Raw genomic sequence first — 20949 nt, 5'->3', positions numbered from 1 at the left:
GAAGAGTACGCCCGGCCGGCAGCGTTATTGACGGAATCGCAACTAGGGCATGGTGACGAAGCCTTCGGCCACCATCCAGTCCCGCGCGGCCTGGCTCGGGTCACGGCCCTCCACGTCGACCTGTTTGTTCATCTCCATGATCGCCTCGTTGGTCAGTGCGGCCGTCACCGGTGCCGTGACCTCGGCGATCTGCGGATGTGCTTCGTAGAACGCGCGTTTCATGGTCACCGACGGGTTGTAGTGGGCGAAGAACTGCTTGTCGTCGACGAGTACCACGAGGTCGAGCGCTGAGATGCGGCCGTCGGTGGTGAACACCTCACCGAAGTCGCACTGCGTCCCGTCCGCGGTTGCCTGGTAGATGATCCCGACCTGCAGTACCGGCGTCTGCGCCCGCGCCGGATCGAACCCGTAGGCCGCAGCCATTCCGGGAAAGCCGTCCTGGCGGGCCCGGAACTCGGTGTCGACGCACGTGCGTGCCGCTGCCGGATCGCGTTTGACCAGCTCGGCGTACTGCGAAAGTGTGCGCACACCGGTCCGCTCGACGACCGCCCTGCTGGCCGCCAGCGCGTAGGTGTCGTCCATCGGTGCGGGCGGCAACCACACCATGTCGTTGCGAGCCAGGTCTTCGTCGCGGACGGCTTCGAACTGTCTGCGGCTGTCGGGGATCGGCTTCTCGTGGCCCAGGTAGTTGATCCACGCGTTGCCGGTGAACTCGTAGGCGACGTCGACCTGACCCGACAGCTGGGCTTCCCGGGTGCTGCGTGAACCCACGATGCCGGTGAGGTCACGGACGTCGGCACCGGCGGCGGTCAACGTGAACTCCAGGATGTATCCGAGGATCACCTGTTCGGTGTATTCCTTGGAGCCCACCGTGATTGGCACTCCTTCGAGTGCGGCGACCGGCTGGATGGAACCCGGACCCACCTTGAGCGGCACCGTGCTGCCCGCGCCCAGCCCGCACCCGGCGAGCAGCAGGCAGGCCAGCGCGGCGACCGAGCGGCGGATCATCGAAGACCCTTGGGGTTGAGGTAGAACTCGGCCAATCCGCCCATCCAGTCGACCAGCAGGGCGAGGCAGACCGCGAGCACGCTGCCCAGGGTCAGGGTCACGTTGTCCTGCAACTTGTATCCGGTGTCGATCAGAATGCCCAGTCCGCCGGCGTTGACGAGAAACGACAGTGTCGCGGTTCCCACGGCGAGCACCAGCGACGTGCGCAGTCCGGCCAAAATGTACGGGATCGCCAGCGGCATCTCGACCCGCGTCAACACCGAGCGTCGCGACATACCCTGTCCCAGGCCCGCATCCACCAGCGACCTGTCCACCTGGTTGATGCCGAGGATGGTGCTGGCCAGCACCGGCAGCAGTGAGTACAGCGCGATCGGAAGGACGCCGATCCAGAACCCTGTCCTACCCGACCACAGGAACAACAGCACCAGCAGCCCGATGGCCGGCGCCGCCTGGCCGATGTTGGCGACGCCCATGAACAACGGGCGCAACAGCTTCGCACCGGGACGGGTGACCAGCACACCCAGCGGAACACCGATGGCGAGCACGATCGCGGTGACAGCCACCGTGATCAACAGGTGCTGCCAGATCAGCGTGGCGATGTTGCCGGGGTTGATGTTCTCCTGCTGGGTGGCGGTCAGGTCGCGGTTGAACGCCCAGAAGATCACGGCGGCAGCGATGATCAGCACCAGGACCGGCTGGATGAGCAGTCGTGTGCGTTCGCCCGAATTGGCACCCGACGACTGAGCGGAATCCGCGACCACGGTCATGGCTGTCCGTCCGTGTCGGCCTCCGCCGATGCCCGCAGCCAGGTGATCGTGTCGATCAGCGTATCCAGGGTGACGACACCCTCGTAGCGGCTGCCGGCACCGACCACCACCGCCGACGCGTGCTGGTCGGCGAGGATCGCCTCGAGCGCGTCCTCGAGCGTGGAATGTGTGCTGACGACATCGAGCGGTTCGACGACATCGGCCAACGTCGTGGCGCGCGCGAGCTTGGCGCCCCGGACCCAGCTGACCGGCCGGTCGCGGTCGTCGAGCACAACGACCCAGTCGAAGTCGCTGCCCGCCAACGCCTCCCGCGCATCGTCGATCGAATCCGTTTGGCGCACCGAGGGATGCGGCCGCAGCTCGACGTCCTTGATCCGCGTCAGCCCAAGCTGGCGCAACGAGGCACCGGAGCCGACGAAGCCGGCCACCGTGTCGTCGGCGGGGTTGGCCAGGATGTTCTGCGGAGTGTCGTACTGCAGCACCTTGGACTGGTTGCCCAGCACGGTGATCCGGTCGCCGAGCTTGACCGCCTCACCGAAGTCATGGGTGACGAAGACGATGGTCTTGCGCAGTTCGCCCTGCAACCGCAGCAGTTCGTCCTGCAGCGTGCTGCGGGTGATCGGGTCGACCGCGCCGAAGGGTTCGTCCATCAGCAACACCGGAGGGTCGGCGGCCAAGGCGCGCGCGACGCCCACACGTTGCTGCTGCCCGCCGGACAGTTGGCGTGGGTACCTGTCGGCGTACTGGCTCGGCTCCAGTCCTACCATGTCGAGCAGTTCGTCGACCCGCTCGGCGATGCGTTTGCGGTCCCAGCGCAGCAACCCGGGCACCAGGCCCACGTTCTGCCGGATCGTCATGTGCGGGAACAGCCCCGCCTGCTGGATGGAGTAGCCGATCGAGCGGCGAAGTTCGGTCGGGCGGATCGACATCGCGTCGCTGTCGCCGATCATGATCGTGCCCGACGTCGGCTCCGACAACCTGTTGATCATCCGCATCATCGTGGTCTTCCCGCAGCCGGACGGGCCGACGAACACGACGATCTCGCCTGCGGGGATCTCGAGCGACACGTCGTCCACCGCGGGGCGGTCGGACCCGGGATAGACCTTTGAGACGTGGTCCAGCACGATGCGCACCCCGGTGCTGCCGTTCGAGGTCGTGTCGTCCGGTATGAGTTGCCCTGTCATCGAAGACCTTTCGACGTGGTGAGGCGGCCGATCAGTACGAGCACCGCATCGAGCGCGAGCGCGAGGATGACGATGAGCAGCGTCCCGGCCAGCGCCATCGGGACGGCCGTCGGGCTGCCCACCCGCGCCAACCCGGTGAAGATCAGGTTCCCCAGCCCCGGTCCTTTGACGTATGCGGCGATCGCCAGCACGCCCATCGACATCTGCGTGCTGATCCGCATGGCCGACAGAATCGACGGCCACACCAGCCGCAGTTCCACTCGGGCCAGGGTGTCGAGCCTGCTCATCCCGATGCCCCGCGCCGCGTCGGTGAGCGCGGGGTCCACCGCGGTGAGCCCGACAATCGTGTTGCGGACGATCGGCAGCAGTGAGTACAGCACCAGCGCGGTGATGCTGGGAACCACGCCGAGCCCGAACAACGGGATCAGCAGGCCGAGCAGCGCGAACGCCGGGACGGTCATGATCACACTGGATGTGGAGGTGGCGAGGTTGGCGGCAACCGGGTTGCGGTAGGTCAGCACGCCGATCACCACACCGACGATCGTCGCGATGAGCACACTCTGGACGACCGCGCTGACGTGCTGGTAGGAGTCGAACGTCAATTGCGCTTGGTGGGCCCAGATGTAGTCCCACAGTGCCCTCACGGCGGTGAGCTACCCGATCTTGATCGAGCCGAAACACCCTGTTCTGTTCGATTCGCGCTGAGTCGAACGGTTGTCGTCAGACGGTCCTGAGGCCAACCTGATCACCACGTTCACGGATCGTCTGGAGGTTCCCACGTGCCGTTTCCTTTGCGGGTGGTCAAGCTCGGCGCCCACATCGGCGCCCGGATCGAAGGCGTCGACCTCAGCGCCGGGGTCGACGCGAGAACCGCATCGACGATCAATGCGGCGCTGCTCGAACACAAGGTGATCTTCTTCCGCGACCAGCACGGTTTGGACGACGACGGTCAGCTCGCCTTCGCGCAGGCGTTGGGCACCCCGACCGCCGCGCACCCCACGGTGACCTCGCTCGGAGAGCGCTTCCTGCCCATCGATTCCCGCTACGACAAGGCAAACAGCTGGCACACCGACGTGACGTTCGTCGACCGGATCCCGAAAGCGTCCATCCTGCGCGCCATCACCCTGCCTCCGTACGGCGGCACGACGACATGGGCATCCACGGAGGCCGCCTACGACCGTCTTCCGGCGCCGTTGCGTGCGCTGGCCGAGAACCTGTGGGCCGTGCACACAAACCAGTACGACTACGCCTCGCTGCACGACGAGCCGGGCGCGGCGATCACCGCCGAACAGCGGTCATACCGCGATGAATTCGTTTCCGACTACTATGCGACTGAACATCCCGTGGTCCGTGTACACCCGGAGACCGGTCGGCGGGTGCTGCTGCTCGGCCACTTCGTCAAGAACTTCGTCGGGCTCGGATCGACCGAATCGGCAACCCTGTTCAATCTCTTCCAGCACGAATCACGAAGCTGGAGCATACGATTCGGTGGAACTGGCAACTCGGCGACGTCGCACTGTGGGATAACCGCGCCACCCAGCACTACGCCGTCGCCGACTACGACAATCAGTACCGCCGGCTCAACCGCATCACCTTGGCTGGCGACGTCCCGGTCGACATCTGGGGCCGGCAAAGCCGCGCCATCGGCGGTGACGCTTCGGCATATTCGGCCGTAGTCGCAGTCTCCGGCGGGCAGACCGCGGCCCTGGCCAGCTGATCACAGCCGGTTCGGTCATGGCGGTCTCTGCCACCGAAGCTAGGAGCACCCGGTACGCCACGGTCGCGTCAGGCACTAGCTGTGTTTGCGGGCCGCATCCACGGACTACCGTGAACTCGTGGCCAGGACCCGCGACCAGGACGCCTGCCCCGGTGCGCTGCAGGTGCATCGGGCGGCGGACGGCGCGTTGGCGCGGATGCGGCTGCCGGGCGGGGTGATCGCCGCAGCGCAGTTGCAGGCGCTGGCGCGTGCGGCCACCGACTGGGGTGCGGGCACGCTGGAGCTCACGTCGAGGGGCAACCTCCAGATCCGCGGCGTCACCGACACCGGGTCGGTCGCCGAGGCCGTGGCCGCGGCCGGACTGCTCCCCTCGCCGACGCACGAGCGCGTGCGCAACATCGTCGCCTCACCGCTGTCGGGACGGGTGGGAGTAACTGCCGACATCCGTGCGATGGTCACCGAACTCGACGACGCCATCCAGGCCGACCCGGAACTGGCCACGCTGCCCGGCCGGTTCCTGTTCGGCATCGACGACGGGCGCGGCGACATATCCGGCCTCGCCCCCGACGTCGGCGTGCACGTCGCGGTCGCCGACGCCGCGCTGCTGTTGGCCGGGCGCGACACCGGTGTGCGGGTGCCGATGCAGACTGCGGTGTCGACGATGGTCGACGTCGCCCGACGCTTTGCTACCGTGCGCGGGAATGCGTGGCGCGTCAAGGAACTCAGCGACACCGATGGGCTACTGGGCGGCCTGGTGCCGTCCGTAGACCCGGGTACGACGTGGCCGGCGGTCACCCGGCCGCCCGTCGGTTGGCTCGAACAGCACGACGGCCGCATCGCGCTGGGTGCGGCGGTACCGCTGGGCGTGCTGCCCGCCCGGACGGCGGAGTTTCTGGCCGCGATCGAGGCGCCGATGGTGATCACGCCGTGGCGCTCGGTGCTGGTCTTGGACCTCGCCGAGGACGCCGCCGACGTCGCATTGCGCGTGCTCGCCCCGTTAGGCCTGGTGTTCGATGAGAACTCGCCCTGGCTGTCGGTCAGCGCGTGCACGGGGCGCCCCGGCTGCGAGCACTCGCTGGCCGACGTCCGCGCCGACGCCGCCGCCGCGGTGGCGCAACCGGCCGCGGGCCACCGCCACTTCGTCGGATGCGACCGGGCCTGCGGAAGCCCGCCCACCGGTGAGGTGCTGGTGGCGACCGGAGACGGATACCGGACGCGCGACGCTCACCCGTAGGGTGATCGCGTGCTCGACTACATCCGCGACGCCGGGGAGATCTACCGGCAGTCGTTTGCGACGATCCGCGACGAGGCGGATCTGTCGCGGTTTCCTGAGGATGTCGCCCGGGTGGTCGTGCGGTTGATCCATACCTGTGGTCAGGTCGACGTCGCCGACCACGTCGCGTACCGCGATGACGTCGTCGCCAGGACCCACGCCGCGCTGGCCGCCGGTGCCCCGGTGCTGTGTGACTCGTCGATGGTCGCCGCGGGGATCACCAGGTCGCGGCTGCCCGCCGACAACGAGGTGGTCTCGCTGGTGGCCGACCCGCGCGCCGCCGACCTCGCCGCGCGCCTCGGTACCACCAGGTCCGCGGCGGCCGTCGACCTGTGGGCCGACCGGCTCGATGGCGCGGTGCTGGCGATCGGCAACGCACCGACCGCGTTATTCCGGCTGCTCGAGCTTCTCGACGGGGGCGCCCCGACTCCCGCGGCGGTGCTTGGAGGCCCGGTCGGCTTCGTCGGCTCGGCGCAATCGAAGCAGGAACTCATCGACCGCCCGCGCGGGATGAGCTTTCTGGTGGTGACGGGCCGTCGCGGTGGCAGCGCGATGGCCGCCGCGGCCGTGAACGCGATTGCGACGGAACGGGAATGAGGGGCACGCTCTGGGGTGTCGGGCTGGGCCCCGGTGATCCGGAACTGGTGACAGTGAAGGCGGCACGGGTGATCGGCGAGGCCGACGTCGTGGCGTACCACAGCGCGCGGCACGGCAAGAGCATCGCGCGCGGTATCGCCGAGCCGTATCTGCGGCCGGGTCAGATCGAGGAGCACCTGGTCTATCCGGTCACCACCGAGACCACCGACCACCCCGGCGGCTACGCCGGTGCGATGGAGGACTTCTACCGCGAGGCCGCCGACCGCATCGCCACCCACCTGGAGGCCGGCCGCAACGTGGCGCTGCTCGCCGAGGGCGACCCGCTGTTCTACAGCTCCTACATGCACATGCACACCCGGCTTACCGAACGGTTCGACGCGGTCATCGTGCCGGGGGTGACGTCGGTCAGCGCTGCGTCGGCGGCTGTCGCCACTCCCCTCGTTCAGGGCGACGAGGTGTTGACGATCCTGCCGGGCACGCTGCCCGCCGACGAGCTTCGACGCAGGCTCGCCGACACCGACGCGGCGGTGATGCTCAAACTCGGGCGGTCCTATCCGGCTGTGCGCGAAGCACTCTCGTCAACGGGTCGGTTGGACGACGCGTTCTACGTCGAACGGGCCAGCACGCCGCAGCAGCGGGTATTGGGCGCCGGCGAGGTCGACGACGCGACTGTGCCGTACTTCTCGCTGGCCATGCTGCCGGGCCGACGCGATCGGGAGGCACCGACTGGAAGCGTCGCGGTGGTCGGACTGGGTCCGGGCAGCACCGACTGGATGACCCCGCAATGCCGTCGTGAACTCTCCGCGGCCACCGACCTCATCGGCTACGGCCCCTACCTCGACCGGGTGGGCAACCGCGCCGGCCAACGCAAGCATCCCAGCGACAACACCGACGAACCCACCCGCGCCCGACTCGCGTGCACGTTGGCCGAGCAGGGCCGCACCGTCGCGGTCGTGTCCTCCGGCGACCCCGGGGTTTTCGCGATGGCCACCGCGGTGCTCGAGGAGGCCAAGCAGTGGCCGGGTGTGTCGGTACGGGTGATCCCGGCGATGACCGCGGCGCAGGCCGTCGCCAGCCGGGTCGGCGCGCCGCTGGGCCACGACTATGCGGTGATCTCGCTGTCGGACCGGCTCAAGCCGTGGGACGTGATCGAAGCCCGACTGACCGCGGCCGCTGCGGCCGACCTGGTGCTGGCGATCTACAACCCGGCGTCCAAGACCCGCACCTGGCAGGTTGGTGCCATGCGCGACCTGCTGCTCGCCCACCGCGATCCCGGCACCCCGGTGGTCATCGGCCGCGACGTGTCCGGCCCCCGCGAGGAGGTCAAAGTGGTGCGCCTGGCAGACCTGGACCCCCGCGACGTCGACATGCGCTGTCTGCTGATCATCGGCTCCTCGCAGACCCAGTGGTACACCGGTGACGGCGACCGGGTGTTCACCCCGCGCCGCTATCCGGACTGAGACCTCCGCCCGCGAGCGGTCACCGTTGTACGGTTCAGGGCTCCTAGCCTCAAGAGGTGCTTGCACCAGTTCCTGGTTAGGAGCCGATAGGCCATGAGTGGTGGTCGGGTGTCGCCGCAGTGCGTGCGGCGGCGTTCGCGGCACACAGCCCTCCGATCGAAAGGTTCCCCGATGTCGAACATCTCTACCCGGCAACAGGTTTGGCGCCCGCTTCGTATCAGTCGGCCACGTTGCACCGACGTGGACGCCTCTCGCGCCAGGGCTGAGCCGAATATCGTGATGCCTTGATGGGCATCGCGTGGGGATTGTCGCAGTTTTCACGGTCCTTCATCGAGCGCAACGCTGACCTCCGCGCCCGAGGCATGGCCCGATCCAGGCTCGCGTCGTCCTCGCGCGCCACGCATGCCGTCTGGCGTATCGGCTCCTTCGAACCCAACACCCTGCGATGAACAGCGCTATCGTCGAGGAAGGCTGCCCACCTACCCCACCGACTCCCGGCGCGAAGGTTAGCCGGCAGTGACCTCGATGATCCCGTGAGCGCCGCGTTCGGCGTCGACCATCGCGTGCGTGACGAACGGATAGCGCCCGGGCTGATCGAAGCTCAGCTCGACGAAACCGCCTTGGGCCGCCGTCAATCCGAGGGCCTGCGCGCCGCCGGGGCCCGGCCGCAGCCGATAGTCACCCTCGGACCACACGGTGTCGAACTGGCCGCCGACGACGTGGAAGGAACTGCCCCGGTTCGGCCCGGCCGCGAGTACCCAGATCCGCACTCGCTCCCCGATCCGCGCCGTCAGCGGCGCGTGGTCGTACTGGTTGGCGTAGCCGTTGAACACCACCATGTCGGGCTGGTCGACGGCGACCTTGGCGGCATCGACCTCGCCGCCCTGCGGGCCGAGGTAGTACTCCGATTGCACGAGAAGGTATTCGCGGTCGACGGGCGCCAGGTCCGGCGGGTCGATGACCACCGCGCCGAACATGCCATTGGCGATGTGCACCGACATCGGCATCGTCGAGCAGTGATACATCCACACACCGGCACGGCTCGCGGTGAACCGGTAGACCAGGCGTTCGCCGGGTTGGATGGTGCGCATCGGCACGGCCGGGGCGAGCGCCCCGGCATGGAAGTCGATCGAGTGCCCGATGGTGCCGTCGTTGACGAGGGTGACCTCGAAAACGTCGCCGACCTTGCCCCGCAGTGTCGGCCCGGGCGCCGAGCCCCCGAATGTCCACTGGCGCTGCGTGATTCCCGGCGACACCTCCCGCGTCGTCTCGGTCACCGCCAAGGTGATGCGGTGGTCGGGCGTCGGGGCGGCCAAGGCCGCGTCCCGCGCCGTGAAATCCGGGCCGGGTGTCGCCCCGAGACTGCGCGAGACGTCGTCACCGGCGATCGACGCCGCGCTCACCTGGTCGTGGTGGCCGGCGCGCGCCTCGGCGCCGGTCGCGCGCACCGACATGGTCATGCCCATCTGCCGGTGCCCGGCCACCGAACACCAGCCGTCCATATCGGCGCCGATCACCCCGGCGTCGAGGACGGCGGTTTCCCCTACCGCGAGGCGCCCGGTGCTGGTCCCGTTCGCCAGCACCAGATCATGACGGTCCGAACCGCTGTTCACGAGGGTGACCACAAGCCGGTTGCCCACGGGCACGTCGATGGTGTCGGGCACGTAGCGCATCCCCTCGACGTGCACCTCGACCTCGGTGGTCTGTCCGGTGGCGGTCACCGATACCTGCGGCGCGTCGGCGATACCGACCGCGGCAGGGTCGGCGGCCACCGCGGCCACGGCCGTCAACACCACCACGGCCAACCCGGCGGCCGCCACGCCGAGCCGCTGTCGCACCGGCGGCCCCGACGGCGGCGGTCCCGGCGTCGACGGCGTATCGCGGAGCTTGCGTGCCCGCCACACCGCCCGCACCAGCAGCGGCAGGAACGCGGCGTAGGCGGTCAGCACCAACACCGACGCCGCCACCCACAGCAGGCGCGGGGTCGGCAGTACATACAGCAGCAGCGCGAAGTTGGCGACGGCCAGCCGCCACGGTGCGCCGCGTTCCAGTTCGGTTGTCGCTGCGATGGAGGCGGCGCGCCCGCCGACGACGATGGTGGTCAGATACGACAGCGCACCGAGCAGAACCTGCACCAGGAAACCTGCGAGCACCGCCGCGGTGAGCGGACCGGCCCGCTCCAGCAGTACGGACCATGTCGGTGCGGTGGCAAAGGCGACCGCGGCGTAGGTCAGCGCGCCCAGCAGCCACACCACGCCGCACAGCACCGACAGTGTGGCGAAGTTGCCCGGTCGCCTGCGGCGGATTTCGTCGAGGTGGGGCCACAGCACGTAGCCGGCCGCAGCGAGGTAGGCCAGCGCGCCCGCGGCGGTCACCATCGGCGAACCGGCCACCGCCCCCGACACCGCAACTGTCAAACCACCGACCAGCAGGGGCAGACCACGCCGGGCGGCGACCTCGACCCCGTCTGCCATCCGGGTACGCAACATCGTCGGCCACAGGGTCACCAATGTGCCCAGCACCGTCAGCCCGATGAACCCGAACAGGTTGACCGCGGCGTGGGCGACGACGAACCGTTCGTGCAGGGTGCCGGGCAGCGTCGAGTTGGCCATCGCGATGCCGAGGCCGGCTCCGATCGAAAGCAGCGCTGCCGCAGCGACGTAATAACGCACGGTGTCGCCGAAGCGTGAGGGCAGCGCGCTGCGCAATTGCCGCACCAATGTGACGGCGTGGGTCAACGCGACGGCGGCGACCGCGACACCACCGGCCAGCACCACCGGCCAGAAGGAGACGGCCATGCCTGCGACCACCGCCACCGCGCCGACGTTGAAAACCGCGAGGGTCCAGGCCTGCCCGGACCTCGACGGGTCTTGTGGACGGCGCAGAAGCGCATCGGTGAAGTGTCGGCTCCAGATGAGGATCGCGTTGCCTGCCGCCCCCAGTCCGAGCAGGTGGATCAGCAGCCAGGTCGATATCGGCGCCGACCTGTGAACCAGTGCAATAGCGACAAGTGCTGCGAGCCAGGCGAATACGATCGCCCCAACCCGCAGATGCCACTGGGAGCGGTTCATGTCGGCACCCCGGTCATCTGCCGCGCGGACGCGTATAGCGCGACGCCGACGAACGCGAGCACCGCCACGATGTTGAGCACGCCCCCCGCCTGCACCGCCCACTCGACGCCCCGCACGTCACCGATGGCTATGCGTAGCAACAGCGATGCGTGCAGCAAGACGACAGGCCCGTACATCGCCGAGGTGTAGGGCAAGGGACGTCGCAGCACAGCGGGCAGGATGACCGGTGCGTGGGCCATGATCATCGACAGCACGAACCCGAGCATTACCGCGTGCACGATCGCGTCGTAACCGCCGCCCGAGCTCACCGCGCCGACGAGTAGCCACACCAGGCCGGGAACCATCAGCCACGCGTAGCCGGCCACCAAGCACACCGCCATATAGCGCGTGAGGCCTGTCGCATGGATCGTTCGCCTGGCCACGTCGAATCGGAAGAGCCAGCATGTGACCGCGAGCACTCCCCCGCCGAGAAGCGCGAATCCGACGGTCGGCCAGACCAATTGCGTCACCGCACCGATGACAAGTGTGACCGTTGCTGCGCCGAGCAGTATTTCGGCGCGGGTATCCGACAGCGCCACTCGCGCCAGTTCCAAGCGCTCCCCCGCGATGGTCAGGATGAGGAACCCGGCCAACCAGCCGAGCAGGTCCGGCGCGAGAAGCCCGGCCGCCCACAGCAGCGCCGCTCCGGTCGCCAATACCGCACCCGCGGCTTGAACCAGCACCGCCGCGTCCCAACTGCGCTGCCACAGCGGCACATACACCGCGACCAGTAGCGCGGTGCCCGCCACAAGGGCGGTGTCGGCGAGCGGTCGCGGAGCGGGGCTGACGAGGAGGATAGCCCCCAATCCGGACAACGCCGGAGCCAGATAGCACCACCGCCGGCCGGATGCGACAGCGCGTTCCAGCGCGATCACGGTGCCGACGAACCCAAGCACGAGCACGATGCCGTGAACTTCGGCCAGCCGGACCGTCTCCACGGGGGCGGGTAGCCCGAGACGCAACAGCGCGCCGTCCAATCCGGCCAACAGCGCGAAGCCTCCCGGTATCAACAGCAACGCCCGGCGCGGAAATCGGTTCTCAGTCATGGGCTTTCACCACCGAATCGGGCAGGAACAACCGACAAGCGCCGGGTTCGGCGAACGGGATCAAGTCCAGGCCCGGCCCGGTGGGCGCATTGACGCTGTGCAGCAACCCCTCGACGATGCCGAGGTGGACCTGGCAGACCACGCTCGGGTAGCGGCGGGCCGCGTCGAGCAGCGGACAGCGGCGCAGCGCCACGCCACGCTCGGCGCCCTGGTCGTCGGGAGCGAAGCCCAGCCGGGTCAGCGCGTCGAGCACCGCTTGGCGCGGAGCACTGTCGGTGCGGCCGATCTCCTCCGCCACCTCGCGGCCCCACTCGACGCCGGCGGCGCGGGCATCGCGCTCGGGCTCGGCGCTGGTCCGGGCGATGTGCCCGGCCAGCGCAGTCGCCAGGCTGGCGTAGTCGCGGGCCGCCACGGCCGGATCGGTGGCGGCTGCCCAGTACACTGCCGCCGGCCGCCCCCGGCCCGCGGCGGGCTCGGTGCCGCGCTCGGCGAGACCCAGGTCGACCAGCGCGTCGAGATGTTCGCGCACGGTATTTCGATGCAGGCCGAGATCGGACGCCGCGTCAACGGTGCGAACCGGCGCGTGCTCACGCAGGTATCCGAGCACGCGCAGCCGCTGGCCCGACAACGGCACGTGGCCGGTCGCAGGGTGCGCCGGCCGAGGCCCCATCGAAGGGATACTATTTAACACGGAAATTATTGTAGTAAATTGTGTGGCGCCGGGCCAGACAACCGAAGGGAGCCGACATGACCGTGAACGAGGTGACCCTCGCGTCCACCGCCGCCGACGCGGAGGCCGTAGAGGCGATCAAGGGCCATCACGCCGAGCTCGCAGGACGCGTTCAGGTGCTGACCGAGGCGATGCTCTCGGCAGCCGAGCGCACCGCGGACTTCGAACCGACACGGGCGGCTGCGGTCGACTTCCTGACCGGCGAGTTGTTGCCGCACGCCGCAGCCGAGGAGGCCCGCCTGTATCCGGCCGCCGCCGACACCGGAAAGGCCAGACCACTGATCGAGTCGATGGTCGCGGCACATCGTGCGATCGCGGGTCTGGTGGACCGGATTCGGACCGAGGAGTCCCCGGTGCGCGCGGCGGCGGCGGGTCACGCGTTGCGGGTGCTGTTCGAGGCACACCTGATTGACGAAAATGACCGGATACTGCCCATTGTCGCCGCGAATCCGGAGGCCTCCCTGGCAGAGATCACCGGCGGGATGCACGAACTGCTCGGCGGTCATCACTGCGCCGAACCCGGCCATGACCGTTGTGGCTGCGGTGAGTCCGACGCCGACGAACCGGTGCTCGACGTGCGCGAGGTGCCGCACTCGATACGGCACGCCACCGTGTTCGGCGCGTTCGACGCGGTCCCGGTCGGCGGCGCACTGGTACTCGTGGCTCCCCACGACCCGGTGCCGCTACTGCGCCAACTGCACGACCGCACGTCAGGCCGGATCTCGGTGGACTACCTTGAACGCGGGCCGGAGGCCTGGAAGCTGCGCCTCACCCGGCACTGACGCGGGCGCCCAGGTTCGTTGACGACTGTCGCCCTTGCCGATACGGTTTCGGCTCACACCCACAACCACTGAGGGAGGCGCCGTGGGGCAGCAGACCCCATCGACCGAAGAGGGCAGCGCGCTCACCATCCCCCGCGGTCCGGCCGATGTGACGCCCGGTTGGCTCGCCTCGGTGCTCGGCGTGGACATCGACGCCGTCGACGTGCTCGCGATAGGGACCGGACAGACCGGCGCCACTTACCGTGCGGCGGTGACGTACGCCGGGGATACCGACCTGCCCGCGTCCTTCGCAGTCAAGCTGTCCGCCCAAGACGATGCGGTGCGCGAGCGGGTGGCCCTCGGTTATCGCTCCGAGGTCGAGTTTTACTCGCTGATCGCCGATCAGGTGGCCATCCCCAGTCCTAATTGCTTCCACAGCGATATCTCCGCCGACGGAACAGATTTCGTCCTGGTCCTTGCCGACATGGCCCCGGCCGTGCAGGGTGACCAGATCGCCGGGTGCAGCGTTGTCGAGGCGCGGCTCGCCGTCGAGGCGCTCGCGGGCCTACACGGCCCGAGTTGGCGTGACGACCGGTGGATGCAGCTGGCCGGAATCGTGATGCCGAAACCCGGTGACGCCGATGCGGCCAACGGCATGGGCGATGTCTGCAAGATGGCCGCCGACATCGTCCTCGACCGCCTCGGGTCGTCGATCAGCGCCGAGGACCAGGAAACTCTATCCGCGGCAATGGCTTCGGTCACCGACTGGCTGATGGCCGAACCGGACCGCTACGCACTGATGCACGGCGACTACCGGCTCGACAACATGTTGTTCGATCCCGACCACACCCGCATCACGGTGGTCGACTGGCAGACCATCGGCATTGGACTACCCACGCGCGACCTCGCGTACTTTACCGCGACCAGCCTCGAACCGACGCTGCGCGCGGAGACCGAGCGTGACCTCGTCGAGCGCTACCACCGTGCGCTGATCGGTTACGGCGTCGGTGATTACGATCTTGCCACCTGCTGGAACGACTACCGTCTCGGCGTCGTGCAGGCGCCGCTGCTCGTGGCGCTGGGCACGGCTTTCGCGTCGACCACCGAGCGCGGCGATGACATGATGCTGGCGATGTTGAGCCGCGGTTGCCGGGCGATCCGCGAACTGGAGACCCTGGAGCTGATCAAGTCCTACCGCTGACCCAGTCGACCGCCTCCTCCACCGTGGCGACGCTGGTTACCCCGGCGGGCAGCGGCGGCCGGTCCACCATCACCACCGCGACCCCGAGTGCGGCGGCGGCGTCGAGCTTGGGTCGCGTCATCGACCCGCCGCTGTTCTTGGTGACCAGCGCGTCGATGCGGTGCTCACGCAGCAGGGCCAACTCTCCGTCGTAGCGGTACGGTCCACGCGACAGCAGAACCTGATGCCGCGACGGCAGGTCCCCGACATCGGGTGCGGTGACGGCGCGGATCAGAAACCACGCGTCAATATCCCGAAACGCCGCGGCGCCGGATCGCCCGGTGGTCAGAAAGACCCGCTGAAACCCTTCGGCGGCAACGACCTTCGCGGCCTCACGATCGTCACCGACGACAATCCCGTCGCCCGTCGGCCAGGCTGGGCGCGCCACCACCAGGTGCGGCAACCGTAGCTCGGCGCACACGGCCGCGGCGTGGGCGGTCATCGTCGCGGCGTACGGATGCGTGGCGTCGACGACGGCGTCGACCTGTTCGTCGCGCACCCACCTCCGCAGGCCGTCGATGCCGCCGAACCCGCCGACGCGCACCTCTCCGACCGGCAGCGCGGGGTCGGGCACCCGCCCGGCCAGTGAGCTGATCACCTCGATGTCGGGGTGCAGCCGTGCGGCGAGTGCGCGGGCCTCCGATGTGCCGCCCAGCAACAGGATTCGCATTAGTGCCGCCCCCGCCGCACCCGCCCCGACGAGTACAGGTAGCTGTCGGCGAACCGCTCAGCCGCCAGCACGTCGCCGACGACGATGACCGCGGTGCGCGTGATCCCCGCCGCCTTGGTCTGCGCCGCGAGATCCTCGAGCGTGCAGCGCACCACCTGTTGTTGGGGCCACGACGCGAACGCGACCACCGCGCAGGCTGTTTCGGGCCGGTAGCCGCCGGCCAGCAGCTCCGCGGCGATCGTGTCGATCTGCGCTGCCGCCAGGTGCAGCACCAGGGTGGCGCCGGGCGCCGACAGTGTCCGCAGGTCCTCCCCCGGCGGCATCGCGGTCGACAGGGTGGCCACCCGGGTCAGCGTGACCGTCTGCGCGACGCCGGGGACCGTGAGTTCGCGGCCCAGTGCGGCGGCGGCCGCGGCGAATGCCGGGACGCCGGGAACGATTTCGTAGTCGATACCGAGATCGTCGAGGCGGCGGCACTGCTCGGCAAGAGCGCTGTAGATCGACGGATCACCGGAATGCAACCGCGCCACATCGAGGTTCGCGGCGTGGGCGTCGGCGAGTTCGGTGATGATCTGGTCGAGTGTCAACGGACCGGTGTCGACGACGCGGGCGTCCGGCGGGCACAGCGCGAGCAGGTCCTCGGGCATGATCGAACCGGCGTAGAGGCACACCGGGCAGCGCTGCAGGAGGCGCTGCCCCCGCACGGTGATCAGGTCGGCGGCACCGGGGCCGGCGCCGATGAAGTAGACGGTCATCGCTTGGCCACCGCCCACTGCGTCACGGGCATGGCCGGGCGCCAGCCGGTGAAACCGCCCAGCGGCTCGCCGCGGTGGTGCTCGAAACGTCGAAGCTCACCGCCTAATCGTGAATACCATTGCGCGACAAGTGCTTCTGACTCCACCGTGACGGCGTTCGCGACGAGCCTGCCACCGGACGGCAACCGGTCGAAGCACGCTTGCAGCAGTCCGGGTTGGGTGATGCCGCCGCCGATGAAGACGGCGTCGGGTGCCGGTAGCGAGTTGAACGACGCGGGCGCATCGGCCTGCACCTCGACGCGTGCGCCGAATGCGACGGTGTTTTCGGCGATGCGTTTGCGGCGACGCTCGTCGCGTTCGAATGCCACTGCGCGGCAACCCGGCCCGCTGCGACACCATTCGATCGCGATGCTGCCCGAGCCCGCCCCGACGTCCCAGAGAAGCTGTCCGGGGCGCGGCGCCAGGGCGGCCAGCGTCACCGCGCGCACCGGTTGTTTGGTGATCTGCCCGTCGTTGGCGAACAGCTCGTCGGGCAGCACTCCGAGCCGCCGCTCGTCGGGCAGGTAGTGCACCGCAACCACATTGAGATCGTCGACGTCACCGGGAGGCCGCGCCGCCCATTCCCGCGCGGTGGCGGTTCGGCGCCGCTCGGCGGGGCCGCCGAGTTGCTCGAGGACGGTGACCTCGGAGTCGCCGCGGCCGGTGTCGGTCAGCAAGCGCGCCAGCGCCGCGGGAGTCGAATGATCGCGCGACATGACGACGGCCTGCCCGCCGCGGCGCACCGCGGTGTGCGGTTCGCTCGCTACCAGGCTGATGACCTCGGTGTCCTGCACCGACCAGCCCACCCGCGAGCAGGCCAGGGTCACCGACGACACGTGCGGCAGCACCGCGACCCGGTCCGCGCCGTACAGCCGGATCAGCGAGTTGCCGACACCGTGCAGCAGTGGGTCCCCGCTGGCCACCACGTGCACGTCACCCTCGGCCCCGTCGAGCAGCGTCCGCAGCGCGGGCAGCATCGGTGACGGCCACTCCCGGCGCGCAGCGGTGACGGTGTCGTCGAGCAGCGCCAATTGGCGCCCAGACCCGTAAATCACGGTGGCCCTTGTGAGTTCGGCCTTGGCGACCGGCGACAGTCCGGGCATTCCGTCGGCGCCGATGCCCACCACAATGATCGTCATCGCCACCCTCTGCTCTTCGCGCAAGCGCTCATCGCCGCCCTCTGCTCTTCGCGCAAGCGCTCATCGCCGCAACCTCCGCCACACGAACCGCGGCGTCATCCGGAACGCCAGCGCCAACACGGCCAGCGACGCGGGCACCCACACCGTGCCGCGGCCCTTACGCAGCGCGCGGACGGTGGCGTCGGCGACCTGGCCCGGTGTGCTGGACAGCGGCGCTGGCGTCATGCCTTCGGTCATCCGCCCGATCACGAACCCCGGCCGAACCACCAGCAGCTGCACCCCCGAGCCGTGCAGCGCGTCGGCGAGCCCGCTGCAGAACCCGTCCAGCCCGGCCTTCGCGGACCCGTAGACGTAGTTGGCGCGTCGCACCCGGACACCGGCCACCGACGAGAACGCGACGATGGCCCCGGCGCCCGCAGCGCGCATCGTGTCCGCCAGCACGGTCAACAGGCTGACCTGGGCGACGAAGTCGGTGTGCACGATCGCCGCGGCGTGCGCGGGATCCTTCTCCGCCAGGGTCTGATCGCCGAGGATGCCGAACGCCAGCACCGCGGTGTCGATCGGGCCGTGCTCGGCGACGATGGACTCCACGAGCGGTCCGTGCGCGTCCAAGTCGTCGGCGTCGAACTCGCGCACGTACACGGCGACGGCGCCGGCAGCGCGGACAGCGGACACCTCCGTGGCCAGCTCGTTGGAGCGGCGCGCCGCCAGCAACACCACCGCTCCGGGCGCCAGGCGCGTGGCCACCTCGAGGCCGATCTCGCTGCGCCCGCCGAAGACCACGACCAAGGGCGAACGAGAGTCAGCCGTGTCTGTCATGGCTGCGATTATGTCCTGCGCTACGGTGAAGCCCGATGGCCCAGTCCAGCCGCCGGGCGACCACCCGGCTCACCACCGACGCGCTCGCGTTCCTGTCCGAGCGTCATCTCGCCATGCTGACGACACTGCGTTCGGACAACTCGCCGCACGTCGTCGCCGTAGGTTTCACCTTCGACCCGGCGACCCACATCGCCCGCGTCATCACCAGCGGCGGGTCCCAGAAGGCCGTGAACGCCGAGCGCCAAGGCGTCGCGGTGCTGAGCCAGGTCGACGGTGCGCGGTGGTTGTCGCTCGAGGGCAAGGCCAAGGTCAACACCGATCCCGATGCCGTCCGTGACGCCGAACTACGCTATGCGCAGCGCTACCGAACGCCGCGGGTCAACCCGAAACGCGTCGTGATCGAGGTCCGTGTCGAGCGGGTGCTGGGCTCCTCGGACCTGCTCGACCGGGTCGAGGACTGACGCGCAGCGACTAGGTGACCGGCACTACCACCAGTTCGTGTGGCCGGTTGTTCACCGGCTCGGCGCCGTCGGCGGTGACGATCACGATGTCCTCGATGCGCGCGCCCCACTCGCCGGGAAAGTAGATGCCCGGCTCGACGGAGAACGCCATGCCTTCCTCGAGGGTGAGCGTGTTGCCGGCGACGATGTAGGGCTCCTCGTGCACCGACAGTCCGATGCCGTGGCCGGTGCGGTGCACGAACGCGTCGGCCAAACCCTCGGCGGCCAGCACGTCGCGGGCGGCGGCGTCGACCTGTTCGGCGGTGACCCCGGGCCGGACCGCATCGACCGCGGCCCGCTGGGCACGCTGCAGCACCGCGTAACGTCGGGTGATGTCGGCATCCGGTTCGCCGATGCTGTAGGTCCGGGTGGAATCGGAGTTGTAGCCGGGCTCGTACGGTCCGCCGATGTCGACGACCACGATGTCACCGGCGCGCAGTTCGCGGTCCGAACACTCGTGATGCGGGTCGGCACCGTGCGGTCCTGAACCGACGATGATGAATGCGACTTCCGAATGCCCCTCGGCGACAATGGCTTCGGCGATATCGGCGGCGACGTCGGCCTCGCTGCGGCCGGGCGCCAGGAAGTCGGGCACCCTGGCATGGACCCGGTCGATCGCCGCCCCCGCCTTGCGCAGCGCCTCGATCTCGGCCGGGTCCTTGATCATCCGCAGCCGGCGCAGCACGTCGGTGGCCAGCACCGGCACCGCGCCGAGGACCTCGGCGAGCGGAAGCAGGTGCAGGGCGGGCATGGAGTCGGTCACGGCGCTCTTCACCGTCCCCCCACCGAGCGCCTCACCCACGAGCGCGTAGGGGTCGTCGCCGTCGACCCAGTCGCGCACCGTCAAGCCGAGTTCGGGCACCGCCGACTCCTTGAGCGCTGCCAACTCCAGCCTGGGCACCACAATGGTCGCCTCGCCGTCGGCAGGTAGCACCAATGCGGTGAGCCGCTCGAAGGTCTGCGCGCGTGAACCGACCAGATAGCGCAGGTCGTAACCCGGCGTGATGACCAGGCCCGCGAGACCGGCATCGGCGGCGGCCGACGCGGCGGCACGAAGCCGGGAGGCGTAGACATCGGTGCTGAATCGGTTGGCCGTCATGGGATTCAGGCTAATCCGCGCCCGTATAGGTGGCGACCGCGCTCGTCGGTCGCGCTACTGTCAGAGACCGTGGCCGCTCCCCTCGTCCTGCTCGACGGCGCCAGCATGTGGTTTCGGTCCTATTTCGGGGTGCCCAACTCGATCACCGCGCCCGACGGCCGCCCCGTGAACGCGCTGCGCGGCTTCCTGGACGCCATGGCCACGGTGATCACCCGGGAGCGCCCCGGTCGGCTGGTGGTCTGCCGCGACGACGACTGGCGACCGCAGTGGCGCGTCGACCGCATTCCGTCCTACAAGGCGCACCGCGTGCTCGAGGAGAACCCCCAGAGTGAGCCCGACGTGGAGGAGGTGCCCGACGAGCTGACGCCGCAGGTCGACATGATCTTCGAGATCCTCGACGCGTTCGGCATCCCGACCGCGGGCGCCGCCGAGTGTGAGGCTGACGACGTGCTGGGCACGCTGGCCGCGCGCGAGAAGCGCGATCCCGTCGTGGTGGTCAGCGGGGATCGCGATCTGCTGCAGTTGGTGCGCGACGAGCCGGTCCCGGTGCGGGTGCTCTACCTGGGCCGCGGCCTGGCCAAGGCCACCAAATGGGGGCCGAAGGAAGTGGCCGAGACGTACGGGGTGCCGGTGGACCGAGCGGGACCGGCGTATGCCGAACTGGCGCTGCTGCGCGGCGATCCGAGCGACGGCCTGCCCGGCGTGCCCGGCATCGGAGAGAAGACGGCGGCGACGCTGCTCGCACAGCACGGCTCGCTGGAGAACATCCTCGCCGCGGCGAACGACCCGAGGTCGAAGATGAGCAAGGCATACCGGACCAAGCTGCTCAAGGCCGCCGACTACATCGAGGCGGCGGCCCCGGTGGTCAAGGTCGCCACCGACGCCGAACTGGACTGGTCGACGACCAACGACACGCTGCCGCTGGCCGCCGAGCATCCACGCAAGGTCGTCACACTCGCAGAGACCTACGGCGTCACGTCGTCGATCGGGCGGCTGCAGAAGGCCCTCGACGGACTCGACGGCTAGCGGACAGGC

At 69.2% G+C, this 20949-nt stretch carries 20 protein-coding genes and 1 pseudogene; 9 read left to right on the top strand and 12 right to left on the bottom strand.

What is annotated here, in order from left to right; translation table 11 throughout:
• Window positions 1-42: 42 nt before the first annotated feature.
• From AAHH99_RS23605 to AAHH99_RS23590, 4 genes are read right to left on the bottom strand one after another with little or no spacing between them, the layout of a single operon-like run.
• The gene (locus AAHH99_RS23605) at window positions 43-1008 is read right to left on the bottom strand and encodes a glycine betaine ABC transporter substrate-binding protein (protein WP_418770888.1); all 966 of its coding nucleotides are present in this window, start codon (window positions 1006-1008) and stop codon (window positions 43-45) included.
• Window positions 1005-1775, bottom strand: coding sequence for an ABC transporter permease (locus AAHH99_RS23600; RefSeq protein WP_418770887.1), 771 nt, complete (start codon window positions 1773-1775; stop codon window positions 1005-1007). The genes AAHH99_RS23605 and AAHH99_RS23600 overlap by 4 nt, the downstream gene beginning before the upstream one ends.
• Entirely contained in the window at window positions 1772-2959 is a 1188-nt protein-coding gene (locus tag AAHH99_RS23595) for an ABC transporter ATP-binding protein (protein WP_418770886.1), read from the bottom strand. Before AAHH99_RS23595 ends, AAHH99_RS23600 begins: the two co-directional genes overlap by 4 nt.
• Window positions 2956-3603: an ABC transporter permease gene (locus AAHH99_RS23590; RefSeq protein WP_418770885.1), complete on the bottom strand. Its 648-nt coding sequence runs from the start codon at window positions 3601-3603 to the stop codon at window positions 2956-2958. The genes AAHH99_RS23595 and AAHH99_RS23590 overlap by 4 nt, the downstream gene beginning before the upstream one ends.
• 153 nt (window positions 3604-3756) lie before the next feature.
• On the opposite strand from AAHH99_RS23590, the pseudogene AAHH99_RS23585 reads away from it, so the two are divergent.
• The 5 genes and pseudogenes from AAHH99_RS23585 (at window position 3757) to AAHH99_RS23565 (ending at window position 8272) form a co-directional block, all read left to right on the top strand.
• A pseudogene (locus tag AAHH99_RS23585) lies at window positions 3757-4676 on the top strand (TauD/TfdA dioxygenase family protein).
• A gap of 118 nt (window positions 4677-4794) precedes the next feature.
• Complete coding sequence (gene cobG / locus AAHH99_RS23580) at window positions 4795-5910, top strand: precorrin-3B synthase (protein WP_418770884.1); 1116 nt, start codon at window positions 4795-4797, stop codon at window positions 5908-5910.
• A 9-nt stretch (window positions 5911-5919) separates the two neighbouring features.
• Complete coding sequence (locus AAHH99_RS23575; protein ID WP_418770883.1) at window positions 5920-6546, top strand: precorrin-8X methylmutase; 627 nt, start codon at window positions 5920-5922, stop codon at window positions 6544-6546.
• Window positions 6543-8006 (top strand): precorrin-2 C(20)-methyltransferase, encoded by a 1464-nt coding sequence (locus tag AAHH99_RS23570; protein WP_418770882.1) that lies wholly within the window; start codon window positions 6543-6545, stop codon window positions 8004-8006. Before AAHH99_RS23575 ends, AAHH99_RS23570 begins: the two co-directional genes overlap by 4 nt.
• Window positions 8007-8125: 119 nt before the next feature.
• Entirely contained in the window at window positions 8126-8272 is a 147-nt protein-coding gene (locus AAHH99_RS23565) for a transposase (RefSeq protein WP_418770881.1), read from the top strand.
• A 240-nt stretch (window positions 8273-8512) separates the two neighbouring features.
• Here the strand turns inward: AAHH99_RS23565 and AAHH99_RS23560 are convergent, their stop codons facing one another.
• From AAHH99_RS23560 to AAHH99_RS23550, 3 genes are read right to left on the bottom strand one after another with little or no spacing between them, the layout of a single operon-like run.
• Entirely contained in the window at window positions 8513-11077 is a 2565-nt protein-coding gene (locus AAHH99_RS23560; RefSeq protein WP_418770880.1) for a multicopper oxidase domain-containing protein, read from the bottom strand.
• Entirely contained in the window at window positions 11074-12162 is a 1089-nt protein-coding gene (locus AAHH99_RS23555) for a hypothetical protein (RefSeq protein WP_418770879.1), read from the bottom strand. The genes AAHH99_RS23560 and AAHH99_RS23555 overlap by 4 nt, the downstream gene beginning before the upstream one ends.
• On the bottom strand, window positions 12155-12832 hold the full coding sequence (locus tag AAHH99_RS23550; RefSeq protein WP_418770878.1) for a helix-turn-helix transcriptional regulator: 678 nt from the start codon (window positions 12830-12832) through the stop codon (window positions 12155-12157). Before AAHH99_RS23550 ends, AAHH99_RS23555 begins: the two co-directional genes overlap by 8 nt.
• A gap of 77 nt (window positions 12833-12909) precedes the next feature.
• Between AAHH99_RS23550 and AAHH99_RS23545 the strand changes: the two genes are divergently transcribed.
• Window positions 12910-13674 (top strand): DUF2249 domain-containing protein, encoded by a 765-nt coding sequence (locus AAHH99_RS23545; protein WP_418770877.1) that lies wholly within the window; start codon window positions 12910-12912, stop codon window positions 13672-13674.
• An 82-nt stretch (window positions 13675-13756) separates the two neighbouring features.
• Complete coding sequence (locus AAHH99_RS23540) at window positions 13757-14854, top strand: phosphotransferase family protein (RefSeq protein WP_418770876.1); 1098 nt, start codon at window positions 13757-13759, stop codon at window positions 14852-14854.
• On the opposite strand, the gene AAHH99_RS23535 is transcribed toward AAHH99_RS23540, so the two are convergent.
• The 4 genes from AAHH99_RS23535 to AAHH99_RS23520 are packed head-to-tail and all read right to left on the bottom strand — an operon-like array spanning window position 14838 to window position 18315.
• Window positions 14838-15563 carry a cobalt-precorrin-6A reductase gene (locus AAHH99_RS23535; RefSeq protein WP_418770875.1) on the bottom strand — a complete coding sequence of 242 codons (726 nt, stop codon included), beginning with the start codon at window positions 15561-15563 and terminating at the stop codon, window positions 14838-14840. The two genes, AAHH99_RS23540 and AAHH99_RS23535, sit on opposite strands and share 17 nt — an antisense overlap.
• Window positions 15563-16318, bottom strand: a complete 756-nt coding sequence (cobM, locus tag AAHH99_RS23530; protein ID WP_418770874.1) for a precorrin-4 C(11)-methyltransferase — start codon at window positions 16316-16318, stop codon at window positions 15563-15565. Before cobM ends, AAHH99_RS23535 begins: the two co-directional genes overlap by 1 nt.
• Window positions 16315-17496 carry a precorrin-6y C5,15-methyltransferase (decarboxylating) subunit CbiE gene (gene cbiE, locus AAHH99_RS23525; protein WP_418770873.1) on the bottom strand — a complete coding sequence of 394 codons (1182 nt, stop codon included), beginning with the start codon at window positions 17494-17496 and terminating at the stop codon, window positions 16315-16317. The genes cobM and cbiE overlap by 4 nt, the downstream gene beginning before the upstream one ends.
• A 60-nt stretch (window positions 17497-17556) precedes the next feature.
• Window positions 17557-18315, bottom strand: coding sequence for an SDR family NAD(P)-dependent oxidoreductase (locus tag AAHH99_RS23520; RefSeq protein WP_418770872.1), 759 nt, complete (start codon window positions 18313-18315; stop codon window positions 17557-17559).
• A 35-nt stretch (window positions 18316-18350) separates the two neighbouring features.
• On the opposite strand from AAHH99_RS23520, the gene AAHH99_RS23515 reads away from it, so the two are divergent.
• Window positions 18351-18776, top strand: coding sequence for a F420-dependent biliverdin reductase (locus AAHH99_RS23515; RefSeq protein WP_418770871.1), 426 nt, complete (start codon window positions 18351-18353; stop codon window positions 18774-18776).
• 10 nt (window positions 18777-18786) lie between these two features.
• Here AAHH99_RS23515 and AAHH99_RS23510 read toward each other — a convergent pair whose 3' ends face one another.
• The gene (locus AAHH99_RS23510; RefSeq protein WP_418770870.1) at window positions 18787-19914 is read right to left on the bottom strand and encodes a M24 family metallopeptidase; all 1128 of its coding nucleotides are present in this window, start codon (window positions 19912-19914) and stop codon (window positions 18787-18789) included.
• 69 nt (window positions 19915-19983) lie between these two features.
• On the opposite strand from AAHH99_RS23510, the gene AAHH99_RS23505 reads away from it, so the two are divergent.
• A complete protein-coding gene (locus tag AAHH99_RS23505; RefSeq protein WP_418770869.1) occupies window positions 19984-20940 on the top strand; it encodes a 5'-3' exonuclease in 957 nt (318 codons plus the stop codon).
• The last annotated feature ends 9 nt before the right edge of the window (window positions 20941-20949 follow it).

This window comes from Mycobacterium neumannii (assembly GCF_048452905.1).
Lineage (GTDB): Bacteria > Actinomycetota > Actinomycetes > Mycobacteriales > Mycobacteriaceae > Mycobacterium > Mycobacterium neumannii_B.
Note: the sequence above shows the minus strand (reverse complement) of the source record. Positions and strands in the feature narration are given on the sequence as shown.

Bases quoted from the DNA above. Each gene is read 5' to 3' on its own strand.
- AAHH99_RS23605 (WP_418770888.1), bottom strand. From the start codon at position 1,008: ATGATCCGCCGCTCGGTCGCCGCGCTGGCCTGCCTGCTGCTCGCCGGG.
- AAHH99_RS23600 (WP_418770887.1), bottom strand. From the start codon at position 1,775: ATGACCGTGGTCGCGGATTCCGCTCAGTCGTCGGGTGCCAATTCGGGC.
- AAHH99_RS23595 (WP_418770886.1), bottom strand. From the start codon at position 2,959: ATGACAGGGCAACTCATACCGGACGACACGACCTCGAACGGCAGCACC.
- AAHH99_RS23570 (WP_418770882.1), top strand. From the start codon at position 6,543: ATGAGGGGCACGCTCTGGGGTGTCGGGCTGGGCCCCGGTGATCCGGAA.
- AAHH99_RS23560 (WP_418770880.1), bottom strand. From the start codon at position 11,077: ATGAACCGCTCCCAGTGGCATCTGCGGGTTGGGGCGATCGTATTCGCC.
- AAHH99_RS23555 (WP_418770879.1), bottom strand. From the start codon at position 12,162: ATGACTGAGAACCGATTTCCGCGCCGGGCGTTGCTGTTGATACCGGGA.
- AAHH99_RS23550 (WP_418770878.1), bottom strand. From the start codon at position 12,832: ATGGGGCCTCGGCCGGCGCACCCTGCGACCGGCCACGTGCCGTTGTCG.
- AAHH99_RS23545 (WP_418770877.1), top strand. From the start codon at position 12,910: ATGACCGTGAACGAGGTGACCCTCGCGTCCACCGCCGCCGACGCGGAG.
- AAHH99_RS23535 (WP_418770875.1), bottom strand. From the start codon at position 15,563: ATGCGAATCCTGTTGCTGGGCGGCACATCGGAGGCCCGCGCACTCGCC.
- cobM (WP_418770874.1), bottom strand. From the start codon at position 16,318: ATGACCGTCTACTTCATCGGCGCCGGCCCCGGTGCCGCCGACCTGATC.
- cbiE (WP_418770873.1), bottom strand. From the start codon at position 17,496: ATGACGATCATTGTGGTGGGCATCGGCGCCGACGGAATGCCCGGACTG.
- AAHH99_RS23520 (WP_418770872.1), bottom strand. From the start codon at position 18,315: ATGACAGACACGGCTGACTCTCGTTCGCCCTTGGTCGTGGTCTTCGGC.
- AAHH99_RS23515 (WP_418770871.1), top strand. From the start codon at position 18,351: ATGGCCCAGTCCAGCCGCCGGGCGACCACCCGGCTCACCACCGACGCG.
- AAHH99_RS23510 (WP_418770870.1), bottom strand. From the start codon at position 19,914: ATGACGGCCAACCGATTCAGCACCGATGTCTACGCCTCCCGGCTTCGT.